Raw genomic sequence first — 22,423 nt, 5'->3', positions numbered from 1 at the left:
CCAGCACCATGACCGTCACCATCAAAACCGGCACCGAAATCGAGGGCATGCGCGTTGCGGGCCGGCTCGGCTCGGAAGTGCTCGACTACATCACGCCCTTCGTCAAACCCGGCGTCACCACCGGCGAACTCGACCGGCTGTGCCACGACTACATGGTGAACGTGCAGGGCACCATCCCGGCGCCATTGAACTACGCGCCTTCCGGCCACGTGCCCTACCCCAAGTCGATCTGCACCTCGGTCAACAACCAGATCTGCCACGGCGTGCCGAGCGACAAGGTGCTGAAGAATGGCGACATCGTGAATCTCGACATCACCGTGATCAAGGACGGCTGGCACGGCGACACCAGCCGCATGTTCGCGCTGGGCGACGTATCGATCCAGGCCAGACGATTGATTCAGGTGACCTACGAAGCGATGTGGATCGGCATCTCCCACGTCAAACCCGGCACCCGCCTGGGCGACATCGGCCACGCCATCCAGCGCTTCGCCGAAAACCATGGCTACAGCGTGGTGCGCGAATTCTGCGGCCACGGCATCGGCCGTGATTTCCACGAGGATCCACAGGTGCTGCACTACGGCAAGGCCGGCACCGGCCTGGTGCTGGAGCCCGGCATGACCTTCACCATCGAACCGATGATCAATGCCGGGCGCCGCGACATCCGCCAGATGAACGACGGCTGGACCATCGTCACCAAGGACCGCAGCCTGTCGGCGCAGTGGGAACATACGGTACTGGTCACCGACAACGGCCATGAAGTGCTGACCCTGTCGGCCGGCAGCCCGGCCATCCCCGAACACATCCTCCACGCCGCGTGAGCAATCTGCCGTTCGCCGATCTTCGCGAGCGGCTCAAATCGGGCCGCGCGGCACTGGCCGCGGCCTATCTTGAAACCCCCTCCGCCGCCCGCTACCTGACCCGCCACACCGCGCTGGTCGACGGCGTGTTGTCTGAAATCGGCGCCCGACTGGCCCTGCCCGCCAGTTTCTGCCTCGCCGCCGTCGGCGGCTACGGGCGCAGCGAGCTGTTTCCCGGCTCGGATGTGGACGTGCTGATGCTGCTGCCGCACGACCCCACCGCCGAACAGCGGGCCACCCTGGAAAACTGGGTGCAGACGTGTTGGGACGTCGGGCTGGAAATCGGCCACAGCGTGCGCACCGTAGAGGCCTGCGTCACCGAGGCCGACGCCGACATCACGGTGGAAACCAACCTGCTGGAAGCGCGCTTCGTGCTGGGTGCCGCCGCCCTGTTCGACAAATTCGACCGCCGCTTTCGGGCGCGCTTCGACGCCCAGCATTTTTTCAACGGCAAGCTGGCCGAGCAGCAGGCGCGCCACGCCCGCTTCGACGACAGCGCCTACAAGCTCGAACCCAACCTGAAGGACAGCCCCGGCGGCCTGCGCGACCTGCACACCATCCACTGGCTGGCGCAAGCCTGCGGCATCACCGGCGGCTGGAGCGGCATCGCGCGCGCCGGCCTGCTGACCCGCCCCGAGGCGCACCGCATTGTGCGCGAAGAGCGCGCCCTGTCGGCGCTGCGGATTCATCTACATATTTTGGCCAGGCGGCGTGAAGACTGCCTGGCATTCGATTACCAGGCCGATCTCGCCGAGCGCCTGGGCCTCGCCACCACCGCGCATAAGCGCGCGGGCGAGCGCCTGATGCAGAGGTATTATCGTGCGGCCAAACTGATCCAGCGCGCCAACGACATCCTCATCCAGTCGCTGCGGGTCCGGCTGTTTCCGGTAACCGCGCCGCCGCAACCGATCGACGCCGATTTCCAGGTGCGTGCGAGGCTGCTTGAAGCACGTGCGACCGACCTGTTCGAGCGCAAGCCCGATGCCCTGCTGAACGCCTTCATCGTCTACGCCCAGCATCCGGAACTGGCCGGATTCGAGCCGGGCACGCTGCGCGCGCTGTGGCGCGGCTGCACCCGCATCGACGCCGCCTTCCGCGCCGATCCGGTGCACCGCGCGCTGTTCATGCTGCTGCTGCGCCAGCCGGCCGGCATCACCCGGGCCATGCGCGCGATGCACCGCTACGGGCTGCTGGCACGCTACATCCCGGCGTTCGGCCGTGTCGTCGGGCAGATGCAGCATGACCTGTTCCATGTCTATACGGTGGACGAACACATCCTTACCGTGCTGCGCAACATACGACGCCTCACCGTGCCGGAATTTGCGCACGAACTCCCGCTCGCCAGCCGGCTGATCGCCGCCTTCGACAAACCCGAACTGATGTATCTGGCAGCGCTGTTTCACGATATCGCCAAGGGCCGCGGTGGCGACCATTCCGAGCTGGGCGCAGTCGATGCGCGGCGGTTTTGCCGCCAGCACGGACTCGACAGGCACGACAGCGAACTGGTTGGCTGGCTGGTGAACATGCATCTGGTGATGTCGCGCACCGCGCAGAAAGAGGACATCAGCGACCCCCAGGTGATCACCGCCTTTGCAGCCAGAGTTGGCGACCTGCATCATCTGACGGCGCTCTATCTGCTGACCGTGGCCGACATCCGCGGCACCAGCCCCAAGGTCTGGAACGCCTGGAAAGGCAAGCTGCTGGAAGACCTCTACTATGCTGCCCGCGCCCGGTTGGCGGGCGACGTTACCCTCCCCGACATTGCCGCCAAGCAGAACGAAGCCCGTGTCAATGTTGCCCTGTACGGCCTGCCCGCCGATGCGGCCGACGCACTGTGGCGGCATCTCGACGAACGCTATTTCGTCCGCTTCGATGCCCGCGACATGGCCTGGCAGGCACGCATGCTGTGGCGCCGCACCGACAGCCCGGACGCCGTCGTGCGGGCGCGGCTGTCACCGGCCGGCGAGGGCATCCAGGTGCTGGTCTACACGCCCGACCGGCCCGACCTGTTTGCCCGCATCTGCGGTTTTTTCGCCCGCATCCAGTACACCATCCTCGAAGCCAAGATCCACACCACCCGCCATGGCTATGCACTCGATAGTTTTCAGGTCATGGATCTGGCCAATCGCGGCATTCATTACCGCGATTTCCTGAACTTCGTAGAGCACGAACTGGCGCGCGATCTCGATCCGGCACGCCCGATGCAGCCGGTGCCGCGCGGCCGCCTGTCGCGCCACCAGCGTCACCACCCCTACCCGACCACGGTCAAGCTGGAAGCCGATTCACAAGGGCGCGGCCACATCCTGTCGATCACCTGTGCGGATCGCGGGGGGCTGCTGTTTGCGATAGCCGAGGTGCTGATGCAGCACGACGTGAGCGTCTATGCCGCCAAGATCGACACCCTGGGCGAGCGGGTCGAGGATACTTTTCTGATCCGGGGAGAGGCCCTGCAGGCCCCTGCGGGACGCGAGGCGCTGGAGACCGAAATACGCGAAGCGCTGAAGAAGTGACTCAGCTGGCGGGGCGCGCGTATTCGTCGACGTAACGCCCGCGCGGGGGCGCCTTGCGGGCAGGCGGCGATTTCTTGCGCACGCCGTCGGCAGGCTTCTTGACCTTTCCGTCCGGCTCGGTCTTGGTGCGGTTGCGGACGCGCCCCGGGCGTACCGTTGTTCCAACGTCCACGGCGACAACCGATATTCTGGCCGGACAGATATCCCGATCCGGCAGGACAAACTGCGGCGCCTTCATGCCGCCGCCCGCCATTCTTTCAGGCTGCTCGCCAGCGTGCGCGTCAGCGCAATGAGGCTGCCCAGCGTGTCGGCACTGGAAATAGCTTCGCATGAACTGATTTTGCTGTCGGCGTACACCGACAAAATCAAGAGGTTGTGCTGCACCTCCAGCGGCAGCGTCAGCACGCCTTCAGCCAGCGCGGTCTGAATCGCATGCCAGGCATCCCGGCTGGCCTTTAGCGCCGCGGCCAGATAAAATTCGCGGTTGGGGTCGTTCCAGTGCCGCTGCACCGCCATCAACTGGGCGGCGATGGCGTCGAGCCGGGCCGCCTCGCCCATTTTTGCGTCGGCGGGGTTAATGCGGCGCGGGGTCTGCTGAATCGGTTGTTCCGGGCTCATTGTTGTCCTTGTTGCCTGTGCCGGGGCGTCTTGCCCACACTTACGCTACAAGTTAGCGGCGAGGACAGGAACAACTTTAGGCAAGCTAAATTCGTGCCCGAACGTGCCGAGATCCCGTCAATCGTCCTGCAGATTCTGGCCCGGAAACAGGGTCTCGGTGAAACCGAAATCGCGCAGGTCGCGGATGCGCATCGGGTAAAGGACGCCGTGCAGATGATCGACCTCGTGCTGTACCACGCGGGCATGGAAACCGCTCACGCTGCGGTCGATCGGCTGGGCCGCCGCATCGAATCCCTGGTAGCGCAAGTCGGCGTGGCGCGGCACCAGCCCGCGCATGCCCGGCACCGACAGGCAGCCTTCCCAGCCCTCTTCCATGGCGTCGGACAGAGGTGCCAATACAGGATTGATCAGCACCGTGAACGGCACGCTTTCGGCGTCCGGATAACGCGGATTGGCCTCAACCTCGAAAATTGCCACCTGCAGGCCGACACCGATTTGCGGCGCCGCCAGGCCGGCGCCGTTGAGCGCACGCATGGTGTCGTGCATGTCGACAATCAGCTGCGCCAACTCGATTGAGGCAAAGTCCTCCACCGGGCGGGCCGGTTCCAGCAGGCGCGGATCGCCCATCTTCAGGACGTCGCGGATGGCCATGATTGCTCCAGTTTCTTCAGGTCGGCGGTCTCCAGCCAGCGCCAGCTGCCGGGCGGCAGGTCGGCGGGCAAGGCAAACAGCCCGATGGCTTCGCGGTGCAGACGCTCCACCCGATTGCCGGTCGCGCCGACCATACGCTTGACCTGATGGTATTTGCCCTCGGCCAGCGTCAGCCGCAGCGAGCGCTCGTCGAGCCTTTCGCACGCCAGCGCGGCAATCGGCGCAGGCTCGTCGTTAAGCTGCACACCGCTGCGCAGGGCGTCCAGCATGGCGTCGCTCACCGGCTCGGCACAGACGGCACGGTAAACCTTGGCCACGCCCTTTTTCGGCGAGGTCATGCGGTGAATGAACTGGCCGTCATCGGAAACCAGCAGCAGGCCGGTGCTGTCCTGGTCGAGCCGCCCCACGCACTGCACGCCGCGCTGCACCAGCGGCGGCGGCAACAGGGTAAATACGCTGGGATGATGGCTGGCGTGGTGCGAGCATTCGTAGCCAGCCGGCTTGTGCATCAGCACATAGGCCTTTTCCCGATACGCCCAGGCGACGCCATCCAGCGTCAGTTCCAGCCGGGCCGGGTCGACCCTGGTCTCGGGATCTTCGCAGACCTCGCCGTTGACTGCGACCTCGCCCGCCCGCACACGCGCCACGCAGAGCTTGCGCGTGCCGAATCCTTGCGACTGCAGGGCATGGTAGAGCTTCATGGGGCGATACTGCATCACGTGCTCAGAATTTGCACAGCCCGGCGGCATCGTTGGTCACCAGCTGTTCCAGCAAATGCCGCACCTGCAGCATCACTTCAGCCAGCACGGGCTGGATTTCCTCCATCTGGATGCCGTCGGCCGACAAGCCGCGCCCGGCCGCATGGTTCACCACCGCGCCCACCGCCGCGTAACAAAGCGACAGCTCGCGCGCCAGATAGGCTTCAGGCATGCCGGTCATTCCCACCATGTCGGCGCCGTCGCGTTCCATGCGGTTGATTTCGGCCACCGTTTCCAGGCGCGGCCCCTGCGTCGCCCCATACACGCCGCCGTCGCGCAGGCTGACACCGGCGCTGAGCGCGGCCTGCAGCAGTGCGGCGCGCATGGCATCGCAATAGGGAAAAGTGAAATCGAGGTGGCTGACCGGCTTGTCGCTTTCGACAAAATACGTCGCGGCGCGGCCATGCGTGTAGTCGATGATCTGGTCGGGGATGACCAGCGTGCCGGGAAGCAGGTCGGGATGAATGCCGCCGACCGTGGCCACCGACACCACGCGGTCGACGCCATGGTCCTTCAGCGCCCACAGGTTGGCGCGGTAGTTCACCTCGTGCGGCGGAATGGTGTGGCCGTAGCCGTGACGCGCGAGAAAAATCACTTCCTGCCCGCAGATGCGGCCGAAAATGAGTGCGCCCGAAGGTTCGCCATAGGGCGTGCGCCCCACCTGGCGGTGGGTGATTTCAAGATTGGCGAGCTGGGTGAGCCCGGTGCCGCCGATGATGCCTAGCATGTTATTCGTCCTTCAAAGCGTAAATGGCGGGCAGATTGCGCCACACCCCGTAAGCGTCCATACCGCAGCCGAACACATAGCGGTTGGGCACATCCAGCCCTACAAAATCGGCCCGGACCGGTTTGGCAAGGCCATTGTCCTTGTCGGTCAGCACCGCCGACAATATCCGCGCCGCGCCCATGTGCAGGAGCTTGTCGCGAATCGCCGCCAGTGTCTCCCCCTCGTCCAGGATGTCGTCCAGCACCAGCACGCTGCGCCCCACCACGTTTTTCCCCGGCAGCACCCGCCATTCCATCTCGCCACCGCAAGTATTGCCCCGATAGCGCGTCACATGCAGGTAATCGAATTCCAGCGGAAAGTTCAGCCTGGGGAGGAGCTGTCCGGCAAACACCACCGCCCCGCCCATCACCGCCAGCACCAACGGAAAATCCGCTGCCAATGCAACATTGATCTCACCAGCCAGCCGGTTGATGACGGCCTGTACCGTGTCGGCAGACGCGACACACTCGGCATTGTCCAGCAACTGTTGCGCTTCTAGCGGCGTCATGAGGTAGGGGCCGATTCGACAAAAGCCGGAAGTCTAAGCGATGTTTCCGGACTTCGCACGGCTCGAGTAAGCTTGCGCCATGTCGCTTTCCGTCCTTCCTCCCCGCAGCCTCGATGCCGCTGGCTGGCTTTCCGCCGCCCACCGGCTGCCCTCGCCCAATTGCGATGCGCGCCCGGATGGCACAGCGATCGAGCTCGTCGTCATCCACAACATTTCGTTGCCGCCGGGCGTGTTCGACGGCGATGCGGTCATCGACCTCTTCACCAACCGGCTCGACTGGGATGCGCACCCGTATTACCAGGAAATCCGCGGCATCAAGGTATCGGCCCATTTCTTCATCCGCCGCGACGGCACGCTGATCCAGTTCGTGCCGTGCAGCCTGCGCGCCTGGCACGCCGGCGTTTCGAACTGGTGCGAACGCGAACGCTGCAACGATTTTTCCATCGGCATCGAGCTGGAAGGCACAGACGACCTGCCGTTCACCGAAGCGCAGTACGCCAGCCTGATTCCGCTGCTGCAATCGCTTAAACAGGCTTATCCGATCCGCGCGGTGGTGGGGCACAGCGACATCGCGCCAGAGCGCAAGACCGATCCCGGTATTTGTTTTGAGTGGGAACGGGTGCGGGCGTTGGTGGGGTGAGGCGTTGGGTGCATAAGGTTTTTCGACAGGTTTCACGCAGTACGGCTCGTGCAGGGCGCATTAGCCTCAGGCACAATGCCCCCTGAAGGCCACACGTGCCAGATGCCGTCTCAACACAAGCGCACAAACCGACCCGTCACCACCGACCTGGTTTAAGCTTCTTCTCCTCTCAGCCCCGCCGAAAAACGAGCCTGCCGGGCGGGTCGTCGGGCAAGAGCCGGGCTCGCTCTCCAAGGCATTCATGATCGCCCACCTGATATTCGCGGCAGACGGCTGGCCGGCGTGCGTAGATGGTGCATAACAGGGTGCCTCGATCGAGCGCCGCGCACCAGCCGTCGTCAAGACGGCGCATCACCCAACCGCCCCACTGGTCCTGAGCGGTCAGCCTCATCGGGACGTCGTCATCGCCCATCAGCAGGACTTCCAGCCTGCAACAGCAGGCTTCGCAGGTGGCGCACGAGATGGCCGGGCTGTCGCCGGTAAGGTCGAGGTCGTTGGTTGCGTTCATGTTTGCATTGTCGCATTCGGGAAGCGAATCCCTGGACGAACGGTATCGGACGTGGCCGGGTTTGCGTATTCGCGAACACGGCCAGTGGGACGTCTGACGGCCGGGAATCACGGCACGCGGTCAAGCCATGGGGAATGAATGCCCGCCGTGCAAGCCGTCTGCCGCGACGCTTCGGATATTCCCCTATCCGCCGGACAAGCCGGCGCCGCGCGCCAGCACCAGAGAACGCGCGGCGGTCGCCGGCAGCGGCGGCGAGAAAAGATAACCCTGCACCTTCTGGCAACCCAGTTCGACAAGGCGTTCGAGTTGTCCGTCGCTCTCCACGCCCTCGGCAATCACGCCCATTTTGAAGTTGCGGGCGATGGCGATGATAGTTGAAACCATCTCCGTGTCCTCGATTCCGGGCGTCAGGCGGCTGACGAAGGCACGGTCGATCTTCAGCGCATCGAAGGGGAAGTTCTGCAGATAGCTCAGCGAGGAGTAGCCGGTGCCGAAATCGTCGACATAGAGATGCAGTCCGCGCGCCTTGAGGTCGAGCAGAATCATGTTCGCCATTTCGCGGTTGTGCACCAGCACGCTTTCAGTGATTTCCAGCGCGATATAATGCGGATCGACGCCGGTCTCGGCAATCGCCGCGTCGATCCGGTCCACCAGGTCCGGCTGCAGAAACTGCTTGGCGGACAGGTTGATGCTCATATACAGGTCCGGCCGTTGCGGGAAATCCGAGCGCCATTCCTGAAGCTGGCGGCAGGCTTCCGTCAGCACCCAGTGGCCGATGTCGTTGATGAGTCCGGTTTCCTCCGCCAGCGGGATGAACTCGATAGGCGAGACCAGGCCGCGTTCAGGATGCTCCCAGCGCACCAGCGCCTCGAAGCCGAGCACCTCGCCGCAGCTTGCCTCGACAATGGGCTGGTAATACACGCGTAATTCCGCGCGCGCCACCGCCCGGCGCAGCTCGGATTCCAGCGTCAGTTGTGCCACGGCGCGCAGGTGCATGTGCTCGTCGAACAACACTGTCTGCCCCGTGCCCTGGGATTTGGCGCGGTACATCGCGGTGTCGGCGTCGCGCAGCAGGTCGGGGGCATTGCAGCCATTCTGTGCGGCGATTGCAATGCCGATGCTCGCAGAGACGAATATTTCGCGGCCTTCGAGCATGATCGGCGGCAGCAGCGCCGTGTGCAGCCGGTCGGTTACGCGCAGCGCATCGGCGGCTTCCGACACGTCTTCGAGCAGAATCGTGAACTCGTCGCCGCCCATGCGGGCAACCGTATCCTCCGGCCGCATGCTGACGCGGATACGCTCGCTCACCTCAAGCAGCAACTGATCGCCCAGGATATGGCCAAGGCTGTCATTGATCGTCTTGAAGCGGTCGATATCCAGGTAGAGCACGGCGCAGCGCAACGCCGGATGACGTTCGCCGAAACGCAGGCATTGTTCCAGACGGTCCATGAACAAGGTCCGGTTCGGCATTTTGGTCAGACCGTCGTGATAGGCGTGATGGCGCAACTGCTGCTCGGCCTGATGCCGCTGGATCATGCCGCCCACGGCATGCGCGGCGGCAGTGATGAACTGCACTTCCGCGGGCGACTGCTTGTGGTGGGCGTCCACATAGAGATTCAGCACGCCCAGCAGCACCCCGTCGAACAGGATGGGGGCGCAATAGTGTCCGTGCGCCGACATGCCAGGAGAATGGGTTTCGTGCCGCTCATCGACACAATCGACGAACAGCAATTCGCGGGTCGCCGCCGCCCGCCCGCATAGACAATGACCCATCTCGACAGTCTCGCAGGTCTGTTCGATGTCCGCCGACAATCCTTTTTTGGCGGCCATACGCAGATTTCCGGATACCGCGTCGCTCAGGAAAATGCTGCCGGAACCTTTCAGCGACAGCCAGGGCGTCGAGAGGATAAGTTCCAGCGCAAACTGCAAACGCTGTGCGAAGGGATCCTGGCACATGGAGGTTTCCAGCAGCTCCGCCAGGACCCGCTGCGCATGGTGGTCGCGATTGATCTTGTCTTCCGCCGTTTTGCGCTCGCTGATGTCGCGCACATAGGCGCTGAAGCACGGCGCACCGGAGGTACTGATGCGTGCGATGAATATCTCAATGGGAAACTCGTGGCCATTCCGGTGCAGGCCGACCAGTTCGGCACGGCGGCCGATCAATACGGCCGCGCCATTCTCAAGGCTGCGCTTCAGACCTGCTGCGTGCTGGTCGTGAAAGCGTTGCGGGATGATGGTTTCCGAAAGCGAACGTCCCAGCGCCTCCTCGCGCGGCCAGCCAAATGTCTGTTCGGCCTGGGAATTCCAGTCGATGATTTCGTTGTCGGCATTGATCGCGATGATGCCATCGAGCGAGGCGCCAAGAATCGCGCGCGTTCGATCCTCATGCTCCACCAGCGCATGATGAACGGCTTCGCTCTCGTCAATTCGACGCCGCAATTGCCGGGCGCCGGCACCGATACCGATCACGCCGAACAGCCAGAGTACGCCGTGGCCGAGCCCCAGCGCGCTGATGCGCCGGTCGGCCACCGCATTGAGCGGAGCGAGCGGCACCGACACGCTGACGCCGCCGGCCAGGTCGCCTTCCTGGTAACCCTGCCGGACATGGCAAGCCAGGCACTTCTGTCCCATCATCATCGGCCGGATCAGGCGCAGATAGGGAGCGCCTCCAATCTCGTCGACGCCCGTGACCTCCTCGACACCCTGGCTGAACTGCACCAGCGCCCGGCCTTCCCATGGATCGGGATGATTCTGGGGATTGGCAGGATTGAGACCGCTCAAGTGACCGTGAGCGCCGTACCGCTCGTTGGCCAGCTCGTTGAACTGGCGCACCATCAGCGCCGGGTTGATGAGGGTCAGCAAGCGCCCCGAGGGCGTGCGCACATCGCGCTCCGGCATATTGGCCACATAGGGATCGGGGGGGGTCTCCGGGGTAACAGGCACGTACACGCCGCCATGCCTGGTGGCCCAGTCGCGGAAAGCGAGATCCTTGAAGAAATTCGCCCGCAACTCGATTTGGGCCTGCTCGAGCACCAGCTCGCGCACCTGCACGACATTCCAGAGCAGGGACATCACCGCCATCGCGGTCCAGAACACTGCGAGCACAATCGCCCATGGCAACACGGACAATCCGATGGCAGGTGCCACCGGGGTGTAACTGTCGCCATCCGCTACCCGTACATCCATAGCCTATGCCCGAGTCCTTTGATCGATTTGTACCCTAGCGACACAAACCCTGACAGTCTTAAGACTTTCAGGCGGCCTGGCCCGGAAATGTCACGGGCCAGGCCCAATACAGGCGGTCCGGCAGGCTGCTAGGATGAAGATAAATACAGAGGGAGGTCTTCATGCTTTTTGCCAATCGATACCAGGCCGCCGACCAGCTCGCCGCAGCCCTTGCTGCTTACAAGGGCCAGAATCCGCTGATTCTGGCCATCCCGCGCGGGGCCGTGCCGATGGGGCAGCGGCTGGCCAAGGCGCTGGACGGCGATTTCGACGTGGTGCTGGTGCGCAAGCTGCGCGCGCCGTCCAATCCGGAATTCGCCCTCGGCTCGATCGACGAATCGGGATGGACCTATATAGCGGACTACGCAGAAGCGGCCGGCGGCACGCCGGCTTATCTGGAGCAGGAAAAGCAGGCCCAGCTGGCGACGATCCGCAAGCGGCGCGCACAGTACACGCCGCAGCGGCCGCCGATCGACCCGGCCGGGCGCATCGTGATCGTGGTGGACGATGGACTGGCCACGGGAGCGACCATGATCTCCGCGCTGCATGCGCTGCGCGCCAAGAAACCGGCGCGCCTGATCTGCGCGGTGCCGGTGGCGCCGCCGGACACGCTGGAAATGATCCGCGGTTATGCCGACGAAGTGGTGTGCCTGCAGGCGCCGCCGTTCTTTCAGGCGGTCGGGCAGTTTTATGCCGACTTTCCGCAGATCGACGACAGCGAAGTCGAGGCCATTCTCAAGCAGGCCTGATCGATCGCCCTGCGGGAGCCTTCACAGAAGGTAGTCGACCCGCAGGCATCATTCGACAGGGCCGCTTTACACGCCATGACAGCGTATCCGGCGTGTTCCAGACCGCCGCTTTCCTTGTCACATCCGCCCTTGAAACCCGCCACCCCCGCCCCCACCTCCCCTGTCACCTTATTTGTGCGTTACGGGAGATCAAAGGCATGTCCGCTACCAAAGAAACCCTCGGCTTTCAGACTGAAGTCAAACAGCTGCTGCAGCTGATGATCCATTCCTTGTATTCCAACAAGGACATTTTTCTGCGCGAACTGATTTCCAACGCCGCCGACGCCGCCGACAAGCTGCGCTTCGAGGGCTTGTCGGATAGCGCGCTGTACGAAAACGACAGCGAGTTGAAGATCCGCATCGCCTTCGACCGCGACGCCCGCACGCTGACCATCAGCGACAACGGCATCGGCATGAGCCGACAGGAGGTCATCGAGCACATCGGCACCATCGCCAAGTCCGGCACCCGCGAATTCTTCAGCCAGCTGTCCGGCGACCAGAAGAAGGACGCCGCGCTGATCGGCCAGTTCGGTGTCGGCTTCTACTCCGCCTTCATCGTCGCCGACCGCGTCACCCTCACCACCCGCCGCGCCGGCCTCACCCCCGAACACGGCGTGCGCTGGGAATCCGAAGGCGCCGGCGACTACACCCTGGAAACCGTCGACAAGCCCGGCCGCGGCACCGAAATCGTGCTGCATCTGCGCGAAGATGCCGACGAATTCCTTTCCGACTACAAGATCAAGTCGATCATCCGCACCTATTCCGACCACATCACCCTGCCCATCGTGATGAAGAAGACCGAATGGAAGGACGGTGTCGAGACGCCCACCGACGAGGACGAAACCGTCAACCGTGCCTCGGCCCTGTGGGCGCGCCCCAAGAAGGACGTCACCGAAGACGAGTACAACGAGTTCTACAAGCACGTCGCCCACGACTTCGAGCCGCCGCTGGCCTGGTCGCACAACCGCGTCGAGGGCAAGCAGGAATATATCTCGCTGCTCTACGTGCCTTCGCATGCGCCGTTCGACCTTTACAACCGCGAAAGCCGCCACGGCATCAAGCTCTACGTGCGCCGCGTCTTCATCATGGACGATGCCGAGCAGCTGATGCCGCAGTACCTGCGCTTCGTGCGCGGGGTCATCGACTCGGCCGACCTGCCGCTCAACGTCTCGCGCGAGATCCTGCAGTCGAGCCGCGACATCGACGCCATCAAGGCCGGCTCGGTGAAAAAGGTGCTGGGCCTGCTGGAAGACCTGGCCGAGAACCAGCCGGAGAAATACGTCGCGTTCTGGAAAGAATTCGGCAAGGTGCTGAAAGAAGGCCCGGGTGAAGACTTTGCCAACAAAGACCGCATCGCCGGCCTGCTGCGCTTTGCCTCCACCCACGCCGACACCGACGCGCAGATCGTTTCGCTCAAAGACTACATCGGCCGCATGAAGGAAGGCCAGAAGGACATTTACTACATCGCCGCCGACAGCTTCGCCGCCGCCCAGCACAGCCCGCACCTCGAAATCTTCCGCAAGAAAAGCATCGAAGTCCTGCTGCTGTCCGACCGTGTCGACGAATGGCTGACCAGCAACCTCAACGAGTTCGACGGCAAGCCGATGAAGTCCATCGCCAAGGGCGGACTCGATCTGGGTGAACTCGAAGATGAAGCCGAGAAGACCGCGCAGAAAGAAGCCGAAGACGCCATGAAGCCGTTGGTCGAGCGCATCCAGACCGCCCTCGGCGAGCGCGTCAAGGAAGTCCGCGTCACCCACCGCCTCACCGACTCGCCGGCTTGCCTCGTCACCGGCGAAGCCGACATGAGTGCCAACCTCGAACGCCTGCTCAAGGCCGCCGGCCAGGCCGCACCCAGCGTCAAGCCCATTCTGGAAATCAACCCGTCACATGCGCTGGTCACACGACTCAACAGCGAAGCCGACGAAGACCGCTTCGCCGACTGGGCCAACCTGCTGTTCGAGCAAGCGCTGCTGGCTGAGGGCGGCCAGCTCGACGATCCGGCGAGTTTTGTGCGGCGGTTGAATGGGTTGTTGGCGCTGTTGCCGGGCTAATCGGCAAGCTTTAAAAGCAAGCGTGACCCTGCCGGGATGCGGGTAAAATTCGAGTGTTGATTATTTGTGAGGACATGCCATGCAGTCAGTCAAGGACATGGCACGCAAATTGATCGAGCACTTGCCGGATACAGCGACTTTCGACGATCTCATGTATGAGTTTTATGTGCGGCAAAAAACCGAGGCCGGATTGAAAGCCGTAAACGAGGGGCGCACCCTCTCCCACGACGAAGCGAGGAAGCGACTGCTCGGCGATGCGGATTGAATAGTCTGAACCCGCCATGCTGGACATGGCGGCATTGCGAAGTTACATCGCGGAGGATTCCCCCTTCCGTGCCAAGCTTTTCATTCAGCGTCTTTTTGAGCATGTCGATCATCTCAAATCTTTCCCGGAACTGGGGTGGGTGGTTCTGGAACGCCATATGCCGGATGTCCGTGAACTTGTGTTCCAGGGGTATCGCATCATTTACCGCGTATCTGAAAACAGAATCGATATTCTGACCATACTGCACGGCAGCCGGGATTTGAATAATCTGAGCGATCGACCGTGGGAGGCGTAGCAGATACAGGGAAGTGCCCCCTTTATCCTTACTTTTTCCTTATCGAAAAAATAATTCGAGCACGGCCCCTTTGATTCCTTTAAACCGCGGCCCCCATGAGCCACACCCACACCCCCGTCAGCAAAAAATGCTACGCTTTCAATTGCGGACGTCATCCACAAATCCGATGGTAGACCCCATTTATTCCTGGCCCTACGTGTCCGCTCCCGGCTGATGGTCGATTTGCCTCGCCCCAGCAGCTCGGCTTTCTCTGCTCCTGTTACGTGGCGGTGAGTGGCGCCACGATGGGACCGCAGCCTGCCCTCTTACCGCTTTTGTAGCGTTGCACTTACGCGTTGAATTCAAGATTCAACACATCAAGGAGATCATCATGAAAAGAGTAGATCGAAAAGTTGCCGTGATAACGGGTGCTGCATGCGGCATCGGTAGAGCGACCGCCCTCTTGCTGGCCCGGGAAGGGGCCAAAGTGGCCATCACAGACATTAACGATAAAGCGGGTAACAGTCTGGCGGACGAGATCAATGCAGCGGGGAACTCGGCGAGGTATTGGCATCTCGATACCACGGATGAAGACAACGTGCAAAAGGTCTTTACAGAGGTTGCCCGTGAGTTTGGATCGATCGATATCCTGATCAACAATGCAGGCATCGCCGGCGTGGATAAACCTACCCATGAGATATCCAAGAAAGAGTGGGAGACACTCATGAGCGTCAACGTCACCGGCGTGTTTCTGTGTACCAAACACGCCATCCCCTACATGCAAAAGGCTTCCGCCGGGAGCATTATCAATATGTCTTCCATCTATGGCCTTGTAGGTGCCGCGGATCTGCCTCCCTATCATGCCTCCAAGGGTGCCGTTCGATTGATGAGCAAGAACGATGCGTTGATCTATGCCAAGGACAATATCCGGGTCAATTCCCTACACCCGGGTTTTATCAGGACGCCGCTCGTCCAGGCGCTCGCAGAGAAATCACCGGGAGGTGCTGCGGCATTCATGAGCCAGCTTGATAGTCTCCACCCCATTGGCCATACCGGAGAACCCGACGATATTGCATATGGCGTGCTGTACCTGGCATCGGATGAATCCAAATTCGTGACCGGCACCGAGTTGGTGATCGATGGCGGCTATACCGCCCGATAGACGGCATGACAGGTGTTATGTCGAACAAGGGTAAGCACTCAGTCAGCACGCTCAGTCAGCAACGCTCTTGCGCCAAGGTATTTGTCAAATCATGTGGTGACGGCAATACGGGTCGAATCAATGGGGCCACCGATTAGCCGACCGTAGTCAAGCGCGAACACTTTACCCGCCCGCTTGTTGAAGGCGGGTTTTCTTTGCACGACCGTACTGCATCCTGCCTTGCTGTTTCAGGTCGAACCCGTTTCCTCGATACGGGCTACGACCGAGTCGTGCCTGCCACCCATTTTTATGCGTGGCGAGATGAGCACCCCGTAAGAATTTTGATTACTTCCCTTGCGGCCTTTGTCCGAAAGTTGCCCGACCGATATTTTTAGTTGAGTGGACAGGCTGCATGCCGAAGGCACTCGGCCATCGATGGGACCGAGGCTCAATGTGTATTCCTAGTGTCACGAACCGGAAATAACGAAACATGAAACAGCGTCTTTTTCCGCCATGCGTCGTTGCAGCCCCTTGCCGTATACCCCATACGGCTGCGGGTCTGCGCCTGGCCTGGCGAAAAAATCCATCTGTTTCATTTGTTCCGCTATTTCCGGTTCGTGACACTAATAGCTCTTGTAGGGCAGAAACTTGCCGCTCATCATGATCCTGACGCGGTCACCCTTGGGATCGGGTTCGCGTTGAATGTCCATGTTGAAATCGATGGCGCTCATGATGCCGTCGCCGAATTCTTCGTGAATCAGGGCTTTAAAGGTGGTGCCGTAAACGTTGATCAGTTCGTAGAAGCGGTAAATCAGCGGATCGGTCGGAATGGCGGTCGGCAGCGATCCCTTATAGGGCACAAGCTGCAATTGCTCAACCGCTTCGGCAGGCAGGTCCAGCAAAGAGCCAATCTTGTCGGCCTGTTCGGCGGTGAGCGTCATCTGCCCCAGCAGGGCTGCGGTCGTCCACTCCTTGCTCATACCGATGGCGTCTGCCAGTTGCGGCCAGGTCAGGTGTTTACGCAGTTTGTGGGTGATGATCAGTTCGGTGACTTCGTTGCGTGTCATGGCGGGTTCCTATTGAAACAGTCGGTATCGAGAATGCCCAGCCGCTTGCTGCGCTGAGCATTCTCGATGTTTATAACAGATCAAGCAAAAGTGCATTTCGAAACCTCGGGTCAGACACCATTTCATGTCAGCAAGCCGTCAGGCGCGAGGCTGGCTATACCTGAATCCCCTCCCACTTCGTCCACCAGAGAACCTTTCCAGCGGACGTGTGTCACACTGCGGCCATGAACAAGCCAACGCTCTATCACATCCCTGTCTGTCCGTTCTGCCAGCGGCTGGATATCCTGCTGACTCTGAAAGGTCGCCACGATGAAATCGCGCATCAGGTGATCGACATCACGCGGCCGCGGCCCGACTGGTTGCTGCAAAAAACGCGTGGCACCACGGCATTGCCGGTGCTGGAGACTGCCGACGGGCATATCATCAAGGAAAGTCTGGTCATCCTGCAGTATCTGGAGGACATCTATCCGGAACGCCCTGTCGTTCAACGCGACCCCTACCGTCACGCAGTGGAGAACATGCTGACGCGGATGGATGCCAACTTTTTCAGCGCCGGCTACGGATGGTTGATGAATCAGGATCCCGCACGCCGCGAGGCGCTGCGGAAAGACATGCTGAATCAGTACGCGCAGCTGAACGATTTCCTGCAGGAACACGCACCGTCCGGGCCGTTCCTGTTCGAGGAATTCGGCTGGGCGGAAGTCGTTTTCACGCCATTCTTCGAACGGTTCTGGTTTCTGGAGTATTACGAAGACTTTACGCTCCCCAACGAGGCACGCTACGCCCGCGTACGCGAGTGGATCGATGCCTGCCTCTCGCATCCGGCCGTCCAGCAGACGAGCCGGGAAGAAGTGGTCAAGCTCTATTACGACTATTCAAAGGGCGCCGGAAACGGTGCCTTGCTGCCCGGCCGAATGAAGTCGTCCATGTCCTTGACACCCGACTGGCGTGCCCGCCCCTGGCCCCCGCGAAACAAGTACGAACACAGTGCGACCGACGCGGAGCTTGGCTTGTAAGGTGTATTACCGCACTGAACGATAGCCGCCTGCTCTTTCCGGCTTGCTCAGGACCAGTTGCCAGAGCTGTCCCTGACGAGAACGGAAAAAGCCCGCGCAGCTCATCAGATAGTATTTCCACATGCGATAGAAACGCTTGCCGTATTTGGATTCCAGAAAGGGCCAGGCAACGTCGAAATTTTCCCACCAGGCCATCAGGGTGCGGTCATAATCCAGCCCGAAATTATGCCAGTCCTCGATCAGGAAGCGGTGATCCAGGGATGACGCAATCTCCCTTGCCGATGGCAGCTTGCCATTGGGGAAGATGTATTTGTCGATCCAGGCATCGGTCTTCGGCGAAGTAACGGAATTTCCGATGGTATGCAGCAGGAACAGGCCATCGTCCTTGAGCACGCGGTGTGCGGTATCGAAATAGGCGGCATAGTTTTTCGGGCCGACGTGCTCGAACATTCCCACCGAAACGATCTTGTCAAATTGCTCGGCGAGATCCCGGTAGTCCATCAACTTGATCGATACCGGCAGACCCTCGCAGCGCGCCTGTGCCAGCTTCTGCTGTTCTTTTGAGATGGTGATGCCTACCACTTCAACGCCATAGTGCTCCGCCGCATAAGCGGCCAATCCGCCCCATCCACAGCCGATTTCAAGCATGCGTTCGCCGGGCTGCAATTCCAGCTTGCGGCAAATCATGTCGAGCTTCTTCAATTGCGCATCTCTCAGTCCGGCGGCGTTATGCCAGTAAGCGCAGGAATAGCTCATGGTGGGGTCGAGCATGGCCTCGAACACGTCGTTGCCGATGTCGTAATGTTGTTCGCCCACCTGGAAGGCGCGCTGACTGGATTGCAGGTTGAACAGGCTATGGCGCAAAATTTCGCCCAGCAGGCGCAGCTGCGACCATTTGTCTATTTTTTCTTCTACCTTGGCCCTCAGCAGGCGGTGGAAAAGCTGGTCCATCCGCTCGCATTCCCACATCCCATCCATATAGGCCTCGCCGAATCCGAGCGACCCCTTCGTCAGGACGAGCTGATAGACGCGTTCATCGAGTACCTGGATATCCCAGGGCGCATCTCCATTGATAGAAACTCCTGCTTCGCTGACGAGATCACGAATGACAGCGGGCGGCTCATGAAGCGTCGAAGCGCTCTCAGCTGGGTCAAAAATCAGAGCGTCTTCTGTGTGCATCGAGTATTTCCCTGTCCAATTATTGAAGACCCCAGAGTAGATTTTCACCAATTATTTAACAAACGATTTTTTTATGTCTTATATATCGAATATATCGATATATAAGACTCCGCCTGCCCACGACGCACACCGGGGGAGTTGTCGCCTCGGTCATGCCGCCAACGGTTGATATCGTTACCTGAGAAATACGTCTTTATGAGGGCGTCACGCTCGGGATTGAGCGTGACGGCACCGATGGACGCCCAGTTTCGAGTGCCGCCGGACCCGCGCGCCGGGTTGAATGCGCGAGCCCTGAGGCACACAAGACATGTCGAAGTCAGAATCGCATGATCGTCCCCTGCGTGGCGCTGAGCCGGGCTGACCTCCTGTGAGTGGCGACTTTCGTTTCGCAATAAAAACCCGTCAGGCCATCGACACACGGCCTGTCCACGGGGAACTGCCCCGCCACTTGGCCCTTGACCGACGCGACCATTGCCCGGGCGATGTCGGCACGCTGTTCGATGCGCATGGATTGCCTGCCGGACGTGGCTGCTGGCTCATAGGCATAGCCCGCAGCACATACGAACATCATTAAAAAACAGCGGCTTATACGCCCTACAAGCCCCCCAGGATCTCCGCATTGCCGGTCTCGTCGACCCGCAGCAGACGCATGGTATTGGTCGCGCCGCGGAGCTCCATCTCGTCCCCGCTGGTGAATATGATCCGTTCGTCGACGGCCAACAGGTCGGCGTCAAACAAGCGGCGCACGCCATTGTGGACCGCGTCGCGGGTGTCCATGCCACGGCTGTCGAAATCCAGTGGGATAACGCCACGCATCAGGGCCATCTTGCGGCGGGTGCCCGGATGCCACGACAACCCGAAAATCGGCACCGGCGAGCGGTACCGCGACAGAAATCCGGCAGTCCCACCGGACTCGGTGATGGCGATGATCGCGCGCACGCCGATGTGTTCGGAGACGAACATCGCCGCCATGGCAATGGCCTGGTCGGCGCGCTGCAGATTGCGCGGCGCGGCCTCGAAGTCGGTGTCGTGGTCGAACTGGCGCTCGGCCCCGAGGCAGATCCGCGCCAGCGCCTCCACCGCGCGCACCGGGAAACGGCCGATGGCGGACTCGGCCGAGAGCATCACCGCATCGGTACCGTCGATGACCGCGTTGGCCACGTCCAGTACCTCGGCACGGGTCGGAATCGGGCTTTCCACCATCGAATGCAGCATCTGCGTCGCGGTGATCACCACCCGGTGCCGGGCCAGCGATTCGCGGATGATCTTCTTTTGCTGGCCGGGAAGCTCGGCGTCGCCGATCTCCACCCCCAGGTCGCCGCGGGCCACCATCACTACATCGCTGGCATCGATGATCTCGTTGAGATTCTCAATTGCCTCGGCGCGCTCAATTTTTGCTACCAGGTAGGCGTCGCTGCCGGCCGCGCGGGCCAGCCGGCGCGCCTTGTGCATGTCGGCGGCGGTGCGGCAGAATGAGACGGCAATGAAGTCCACGCCCATCTGCGCAGCGACTTTGATCAGGTCCGCGTCGTGCTCGGTCAGCGCGTCCAGCGACAGCCCGCCGCCCTGCTTGTTCAGCCCCTTGCGGTCGGACAGTTCGCCGTCGTTGAGCACTTCGGTAGCGATCCGCTGTCCGTCCACCGAGGTCACCCGCAAGTGCATCATGCCGTCGTCAATCAACAGCACATCGCCCGGCGCGACATCGCCGGGCAGCCCGAGATAGCTGACGCCAACCTCGGCCGCAGTGCCCGGAGCGGCATCGGCGCGGGCGAGCAGGTCGAAGCGGTCGCCCGCCGTCAGATGGACCTTGCCGTCAACGAAATGGCCGATCCGGATCTTCGGGCCGGGCAGGTCCACCAAGATCCCGACTTCACGCCCCAGGCGATGTCCGGCCTCGCGCACCGCTTCGGCGCGGGCCCGGTGCGAGTCCGGATCGCCAAAGGAAAAGTTCAGCCGGACTACATCAACGCCGGCGGCAATGATCGATTCCAATACCCCTGGTGCGTCGGTTGCCGGGCCGAGGGTGGCGAGGATCTTGGTACGTCGCAGAAGTGCGGCCATGGCAGGACGATCCATACAGTGTCAAGTTGGGAGAAGAAATGGGGTCTGCCATCGGATTTGTGGATGACGCCCGCCAGTTGAAAGCGTAGCATTTTCCGCTTACGGGAGTGTGGCTCATGGGGTGCGCGGTTGAGCAACAAACGTCGTTCGACTCTGAAATGCCGCCTCCGTCACCCATATCATCCATAACGCCTGCCGGGATGGTGCCAATCACCGCATGATCGTGGCTCTGCTGGCTGGAACGCGGATGACCAAGGTGATGGAGCGCAAGACCAAGGGTAAGCGCCCAGCCGCCCCACCCCCGCAGCAGCAAGATTTACGGCAATACGGTTTTCAGCGGCAGCAACTCATCAATCCGGCTATTGGACCAAGCAAGCAATTTCTCCAAAGTACCCTTCAGCCAGGCATGAGGATCCAGGCCATTGAGCCTGGCGGTTCCCAGCAGGCTCTGAATGGCTGCCGCCCGTTTTTCTGCGCGCTCCGAGCCGGCGAACAGCCAGTTCTTCTTCCCGATCGCGATGGGCCGAATCGCGTTCTCCACCGGATTGTTATCGATCGGCAGCACGCCGCTGTCAGCGTAGCGCATCGGCGCTGGCCAGCGCTTGATACTGTAATCGAGCGCCCTGGCCGTGGCATCGCCATTGGCGACGCCGAGCCGGGTCTGCATCCGCCAGGTCCGCAAGGTATCCAGCCTGGGGCGGGCGTCGGTCTGCCGCAACGGCTCCATTCCCTGGGCTTGCCGTTCCGCCTCACACAACTCCCCGATCCGGCGCAGCGCCTCGGCGGCGACCGGGCTTTGGTTGGCCGCATAAAGGTCAAAGAACTTGCGACGTGCATGCGCCAGGCAGCCCCGTTCCGTGACGCCATGCGTAAACGGCGCCTTGTAACCGGCGTAGTCATCCACCATCAGATGGCCTTGCCAGCCCTCAAGATATCGGTTGCGAAAGGTGTAGGCCGTGCCGTCGCAGGGGGAGCGGCCAAGGGTATTCTGGATCCGCTGGGAGAGACCGTCGATGCCGGCACGCTTGTCGATGGGTTCAACCACCAGCCAGACCTGGGTCGGTGCGGGCATCATGGCGGTTGCCGCAACAGGCCGGCCAGCCACGGGGCACTCCAGCCGCCGGGGCTGTTGTGGAGGCGGACGACGCTCCCCGTTACCGCTGCGCCGACGCTGATCGGAACGATGCTGACCGGAATCAGGGCGAGGGCTGACTTTGCCGATGCAACGGCTTCCCTCTCTTTGCGCCGCCAACGATAAAACGCCTTCTTATCCAAGCCTTGATTCGCACAGTATTTCCTCTGCGTCAGATCGCTCCGACGCCAGGCTGCAAGATGCGCTCGCCAGAATTCCAGTCCATGCCGCTTCGCCATCTGGTGTCCCTTCGGAAAAGGGCCAGGATTGCATGAGATTGGCAGGGAACTACAGGTAGGGCGGCTGGACGTTTACCCTTTTCATTTCAGGCACCCACGTCAAAACATAGCCCCCTCTTCCCCTCAGAACCAACCTCTCCTGCTGCCGCGTCGGCTTGGCCCTTGT

At 61.6% G+C, this 22,423-nt stretch carries 21 protein-coding genes and 2 pseudogenes; 9 read left to right on the top strand and 14 right to left on the bottom strand.

Going from position 1 to position 22,423, the window contains the following annotated elements; all coding sequences use genetic code 11:
• Positions 1-8: 8 nt before the first annotated feature.
• Both map and ACZ41T_RS14580 read left to right on the top strand, forming a co-directional pair.
• Complete coding sequence (gene map, locus ACZ41T_RS14585; RefSeq protein ID WP_464922088.1) at positions 9-818, top strand: type I methionyl aminopeptidase; 810 nt, start codon at positions 9-11, stop codon at positions 816-818.
• Positions 815-3,367, top strand: a complete 2,553-nt coding sequence (locus ACZ41T_RS14580; RefSeq protein WP_464922087.1) for a [protein-PII] uridylyltransferase — start codon at positions 815-817, stop codon at positions 3,365-3,367. The genes map and ACZ41T_RS14580 overlap by 4 nt, the downstream gene beginning before the upstream one ends.
• 1 nt (position 3,368) lies before the next feature.
• Here the strand turns inward: ACZ41T_RS14580 and ACZ41T_RS14575 are convergent, their stop codons facing one another.
• The 6 genes from ACZ41T_RS14575 to ACZ41T_RS14550 form a co-directional block, all read right to left on the bottom strand.
• On the bottom strand, positions 3,369-3,605 hold the full coding sequence (locus ACZ41T_RS14575) for a hypothetical protein (protein WP_464922086.1): 237 nt from the start codon (positions 3,603-3,605) through the stop codon (positions 3,369-3,371).
• Positions 3,602-3,985 carry a flagellar biosynthesis regulator FlaF gene (locus tag ACZ41T_RS14570; RefSeq protein WP_464922085.1) on the bottom strand — a complete coding sequence of 128 codons (384 nt, stop codon included), beginning with the start codon at positions 3,983-3,985 and terminating at the stop codon, positions 3,602-3,604. The genes ACZ41T_RS14575 and ACZ41T_RS14570 overlap by 4 nt, the downstream gene beginning before the upstream one ends.
• Positions 3,986-4,102: 117 nt before the next feature.
• On the bottom strand, positions 4,103-4,636 hold the full coding sequence (gene def, locus ACZ41T_RS14565) for a peptide deformylase (protein WP_464922084.1): 534 nt from the start codon (positions 4,634-4,636) through the stop codon (positions 4,103-4,105).
• Positions 4,615-5,337: a pseudouridine synthase gene (locus ACZ41T_RS14560; protein WP_464922083.1), complete on the bottom strand. Its 723-nt coding sequence runs from the start codon at positions 5,335-5,337 to the stop codon at positions 4,615-4,617. The genes def and ACZ41T_RS14560 overlap by 22 nt, the downstream gene beginning before the upstream one ends.
• A gap of 22 nt (positions 5,338-5,359) precedes the next feature.
• The gene (locus tag ACZ41T_RS14555; protein ID WP_464922082.1) at positions 5,360-6,121 is read right to left on the bottom strand and encodes an S-methyl-5'-thioinosine phosphorylase; all 762 of its coding nucleotides are present in this window, start codon (positions 6,119-6,121) and stop codon (positions 5,360-5,362) included.
• 1 nt (position 6,122) lies between these two features.
• A complete protein-coding gene (locus tag ACZ41T_RS14550) occupies positions 6,123-6,668 on the bottom strand; it encodes a hypoxanthine-guanine phosphoribosyltransferase (protein WP_464922081.1) in 546 nt (181 codons plus the stop codon).
• Positions 6,669-6,747: 79 nt separating this feature from the next.
• On the opposite strand from ACZ41T_RS14550, the gene ampD reads away from it, so the two are divergent.
• A complete protein-coding gene (gene ampD / locus ACZ41T_RS14545) occupies positions 6,748-7,308 on the top strand; it encodes a 1,6-anhydro-N-acetylmuramyl-L-alanine amidase AmpD (protein ID WP_464922080.1) in 561 nt (186 codons plus the stop codon).
• Between the two features lie 169 nt (positions 7,309-7,477).
• On the opposite strand, the gene ACZ41T_RS14540 is transcribed toward ampD, so the two are convergent.
• A complete protein-coding gene (locus ACZ41T_RS14540) occupies positions 7,478-7,816 on the bottom strand; it encodes a YkgJ family cysteine cluster protein (protein ID WP_464922079.1) in 339 nt (112 codons plus the stop codon).
• A 183-nt stretch (positions 7,817-7,999) separates the two neighbouring features.
• Positions 8,000-11,002: an EAL domain-containing protein gene (locus ACZ41T_RS14535; protein ID WP_464922078.1), complete on the bottom strand. Its 3,003-nt coding sequence runs from the start codon at positions 11,000-11,002 to the stop codon at positions 8,000-8,002.
• Positions 11,003-11,163: 161 nt separating this feature from the next.
• Here ACZ41T_RS14535 and ACZ41T_RS14530 point away from each other — a divergent pair, with 161 nt between their 5' ends.
• The 5 genes from ACZ41T_RS14530 (at position 11,164) to ACZ41T_RS14510 (ending at position 15,584) form a co-directional block, all read left to right on the top strand.
• Positions 11,164-11,790: a phosphoribosyltransferase gene (locus ACZ41T_RS14530; RefSeq protein ID WP_464922077.1), complete on the top strand. Its 627-nt coding sequence runs from the start codon at positions 11,164-11,166 to the stop codon at positions 11,788-11,790.
• A 197-nt stretch (positions 11,791-11,987) separates the two neighbouring features.
• A complete protein-coding gene (htpG, locus tag ACZ41T_RS14525; protein ID WP_464922076.1) occupies positions 11,988-13,883 on the top strand; it encodes a molecular chaperone HtpG in 1,896 nt (631 codons plus the stop codon).
• Positions 13,884-13,962: 79 nt separating this feature from the next.
• Positions 13,963-14,148, top strand: coding sequence for a hypothetical protein (locus ACZ41T_RS14520; protein WP_464922075.1), 186 nt, complete (start codon positions 13,963-13,965; stop codon positions 14,146-14,148).
• A 16-nt stretch (positions 14,149-14,164) separates the two neighbouring features.
• Complete coding sequence (locus ACZ41T_RS14515) at positions 14,165-14,443, top strand: type II toxin-antitoxin system RelE/ParE family toxin (protein WP_464922074.1); 279 nt, start codon at positions 14,165-14,167, stop codon at positions 14,441-14,443.
• A gap of 370 nt (positions 14,444-14,813) precedes the next feature.
• Entirely contained in the window at positions 14,814-15,584 is a 771-nt protein-coding gene (locus ACZ41T_RS14510; protein ID WP_464922073.1) for an SDR family NAD(P)-dependent oxidoreductase, read from the top strand.
• A gap of 602 nt (positions 15,585-16,186) precedes the next feature.
• On the opposite strand, the gene cynS is transcribed toward ACZ41T_RS14510, so the two are convergent.
• Positions 16,187-16,630, bottom strand: coding sequence for a cyanase (cynS, locus tag ACZ41T_RS14505; protein WP_464922072.1), 444 nt, complete (start codon positions 16,628-16,630; stop codon positions 16,187-16,189).
• Positions 16,631-16,854: 224 nt separating this feature from the next.
• Here cynS and ACZ41T_RS14500 point away from each other — a divergent pair, with 224 nt between their 5' ends.
• Positions 16,855-17,646 carry a glutathione S-transferase family protein gene (locus ACZ41T_RS14500; protein ID WP_464922071.1) on the top strand — a complete coding sequence of 264 codons (792 nt, stop codon included), beginning with the start codon at positions 16,855-16,857 and terminating at the stop codon, positions 17,644-17,646.
• Positions 17,647-17,652: 6 nt separating this feature from the next.
• On the opposite strand, the gene cfa is transcribed toward ACZ41T_RS14500, so the two are convergent.
• The 5 genes and pseudogenes from cfa to tnpA form a co-directional block, all read right to left on the bottom strand.
• Positions 17,653-18,825: a cyclopropane fatty acyl phospholipid synthase gene (gene cfa / locus ACZ41T_RS14495; protein ID WP_464922070.1), complete on the bottom strand. Its 1,173-nt coding sequence runs from the start codon at positions 18,823-18,825 to the stop codon at positions 17,653-17,655.
• A gap of 594 nt (positions 18,826-19,419) precedes the next feature.
• Positions 19,420-20,886 (bottom strand): pyruvate kinase, encoded by a 1,467-nt coding sequence (gene pyk, locus ACZ41T_RS14490; protein ID WP_464922069.1) that lies wholly within the window; start codon positions 20,884-20,886, stop codon positions 19,420-19,422.
• A gap of 316 nt (positions 20,887-21,202) precedes the next feature.
• Positions 21,203-21,874, bottom strand: a pseudogene (gene tnpC, locus ACZ41T_RS14485) (IS66 family transposase); the annotation flags it as partial.
• Positions 21,875-21,877: 3 nt separating this feature from the next.
• Positions 21,878-21,958 (bottom strand): annotated as a pseudogene (locus tag ACZ41T_RS14480) (hypothetical protein); the annotation flags it as partial.
• A complete protein-coding gene (tnpA, locus tag ACZ41T_RS14475; protein ID WP_464922068.1) occupies positions 21,958-22,257 on the bottom strand; it encodes an IS66 family insertion sequence element accessory protein TnpA in 300 nt (99 codons plus the stop codon). The pseudogene ACZ41T_RS14480 and the gene tnpA, both read right to left, overlap by 1 nt.
• Between the last annotated feature and the right edge of the window lie 166 nt (positions 22,258-22,423).

The sequence above is a fragment of the Thiobacillus thiophilus genome (assembly GCF_055378705.1).
Note: the sequence above shows the minus strand (reverse complement) of the source record. Positions and strands in the feature narration are given on the sequence as shown.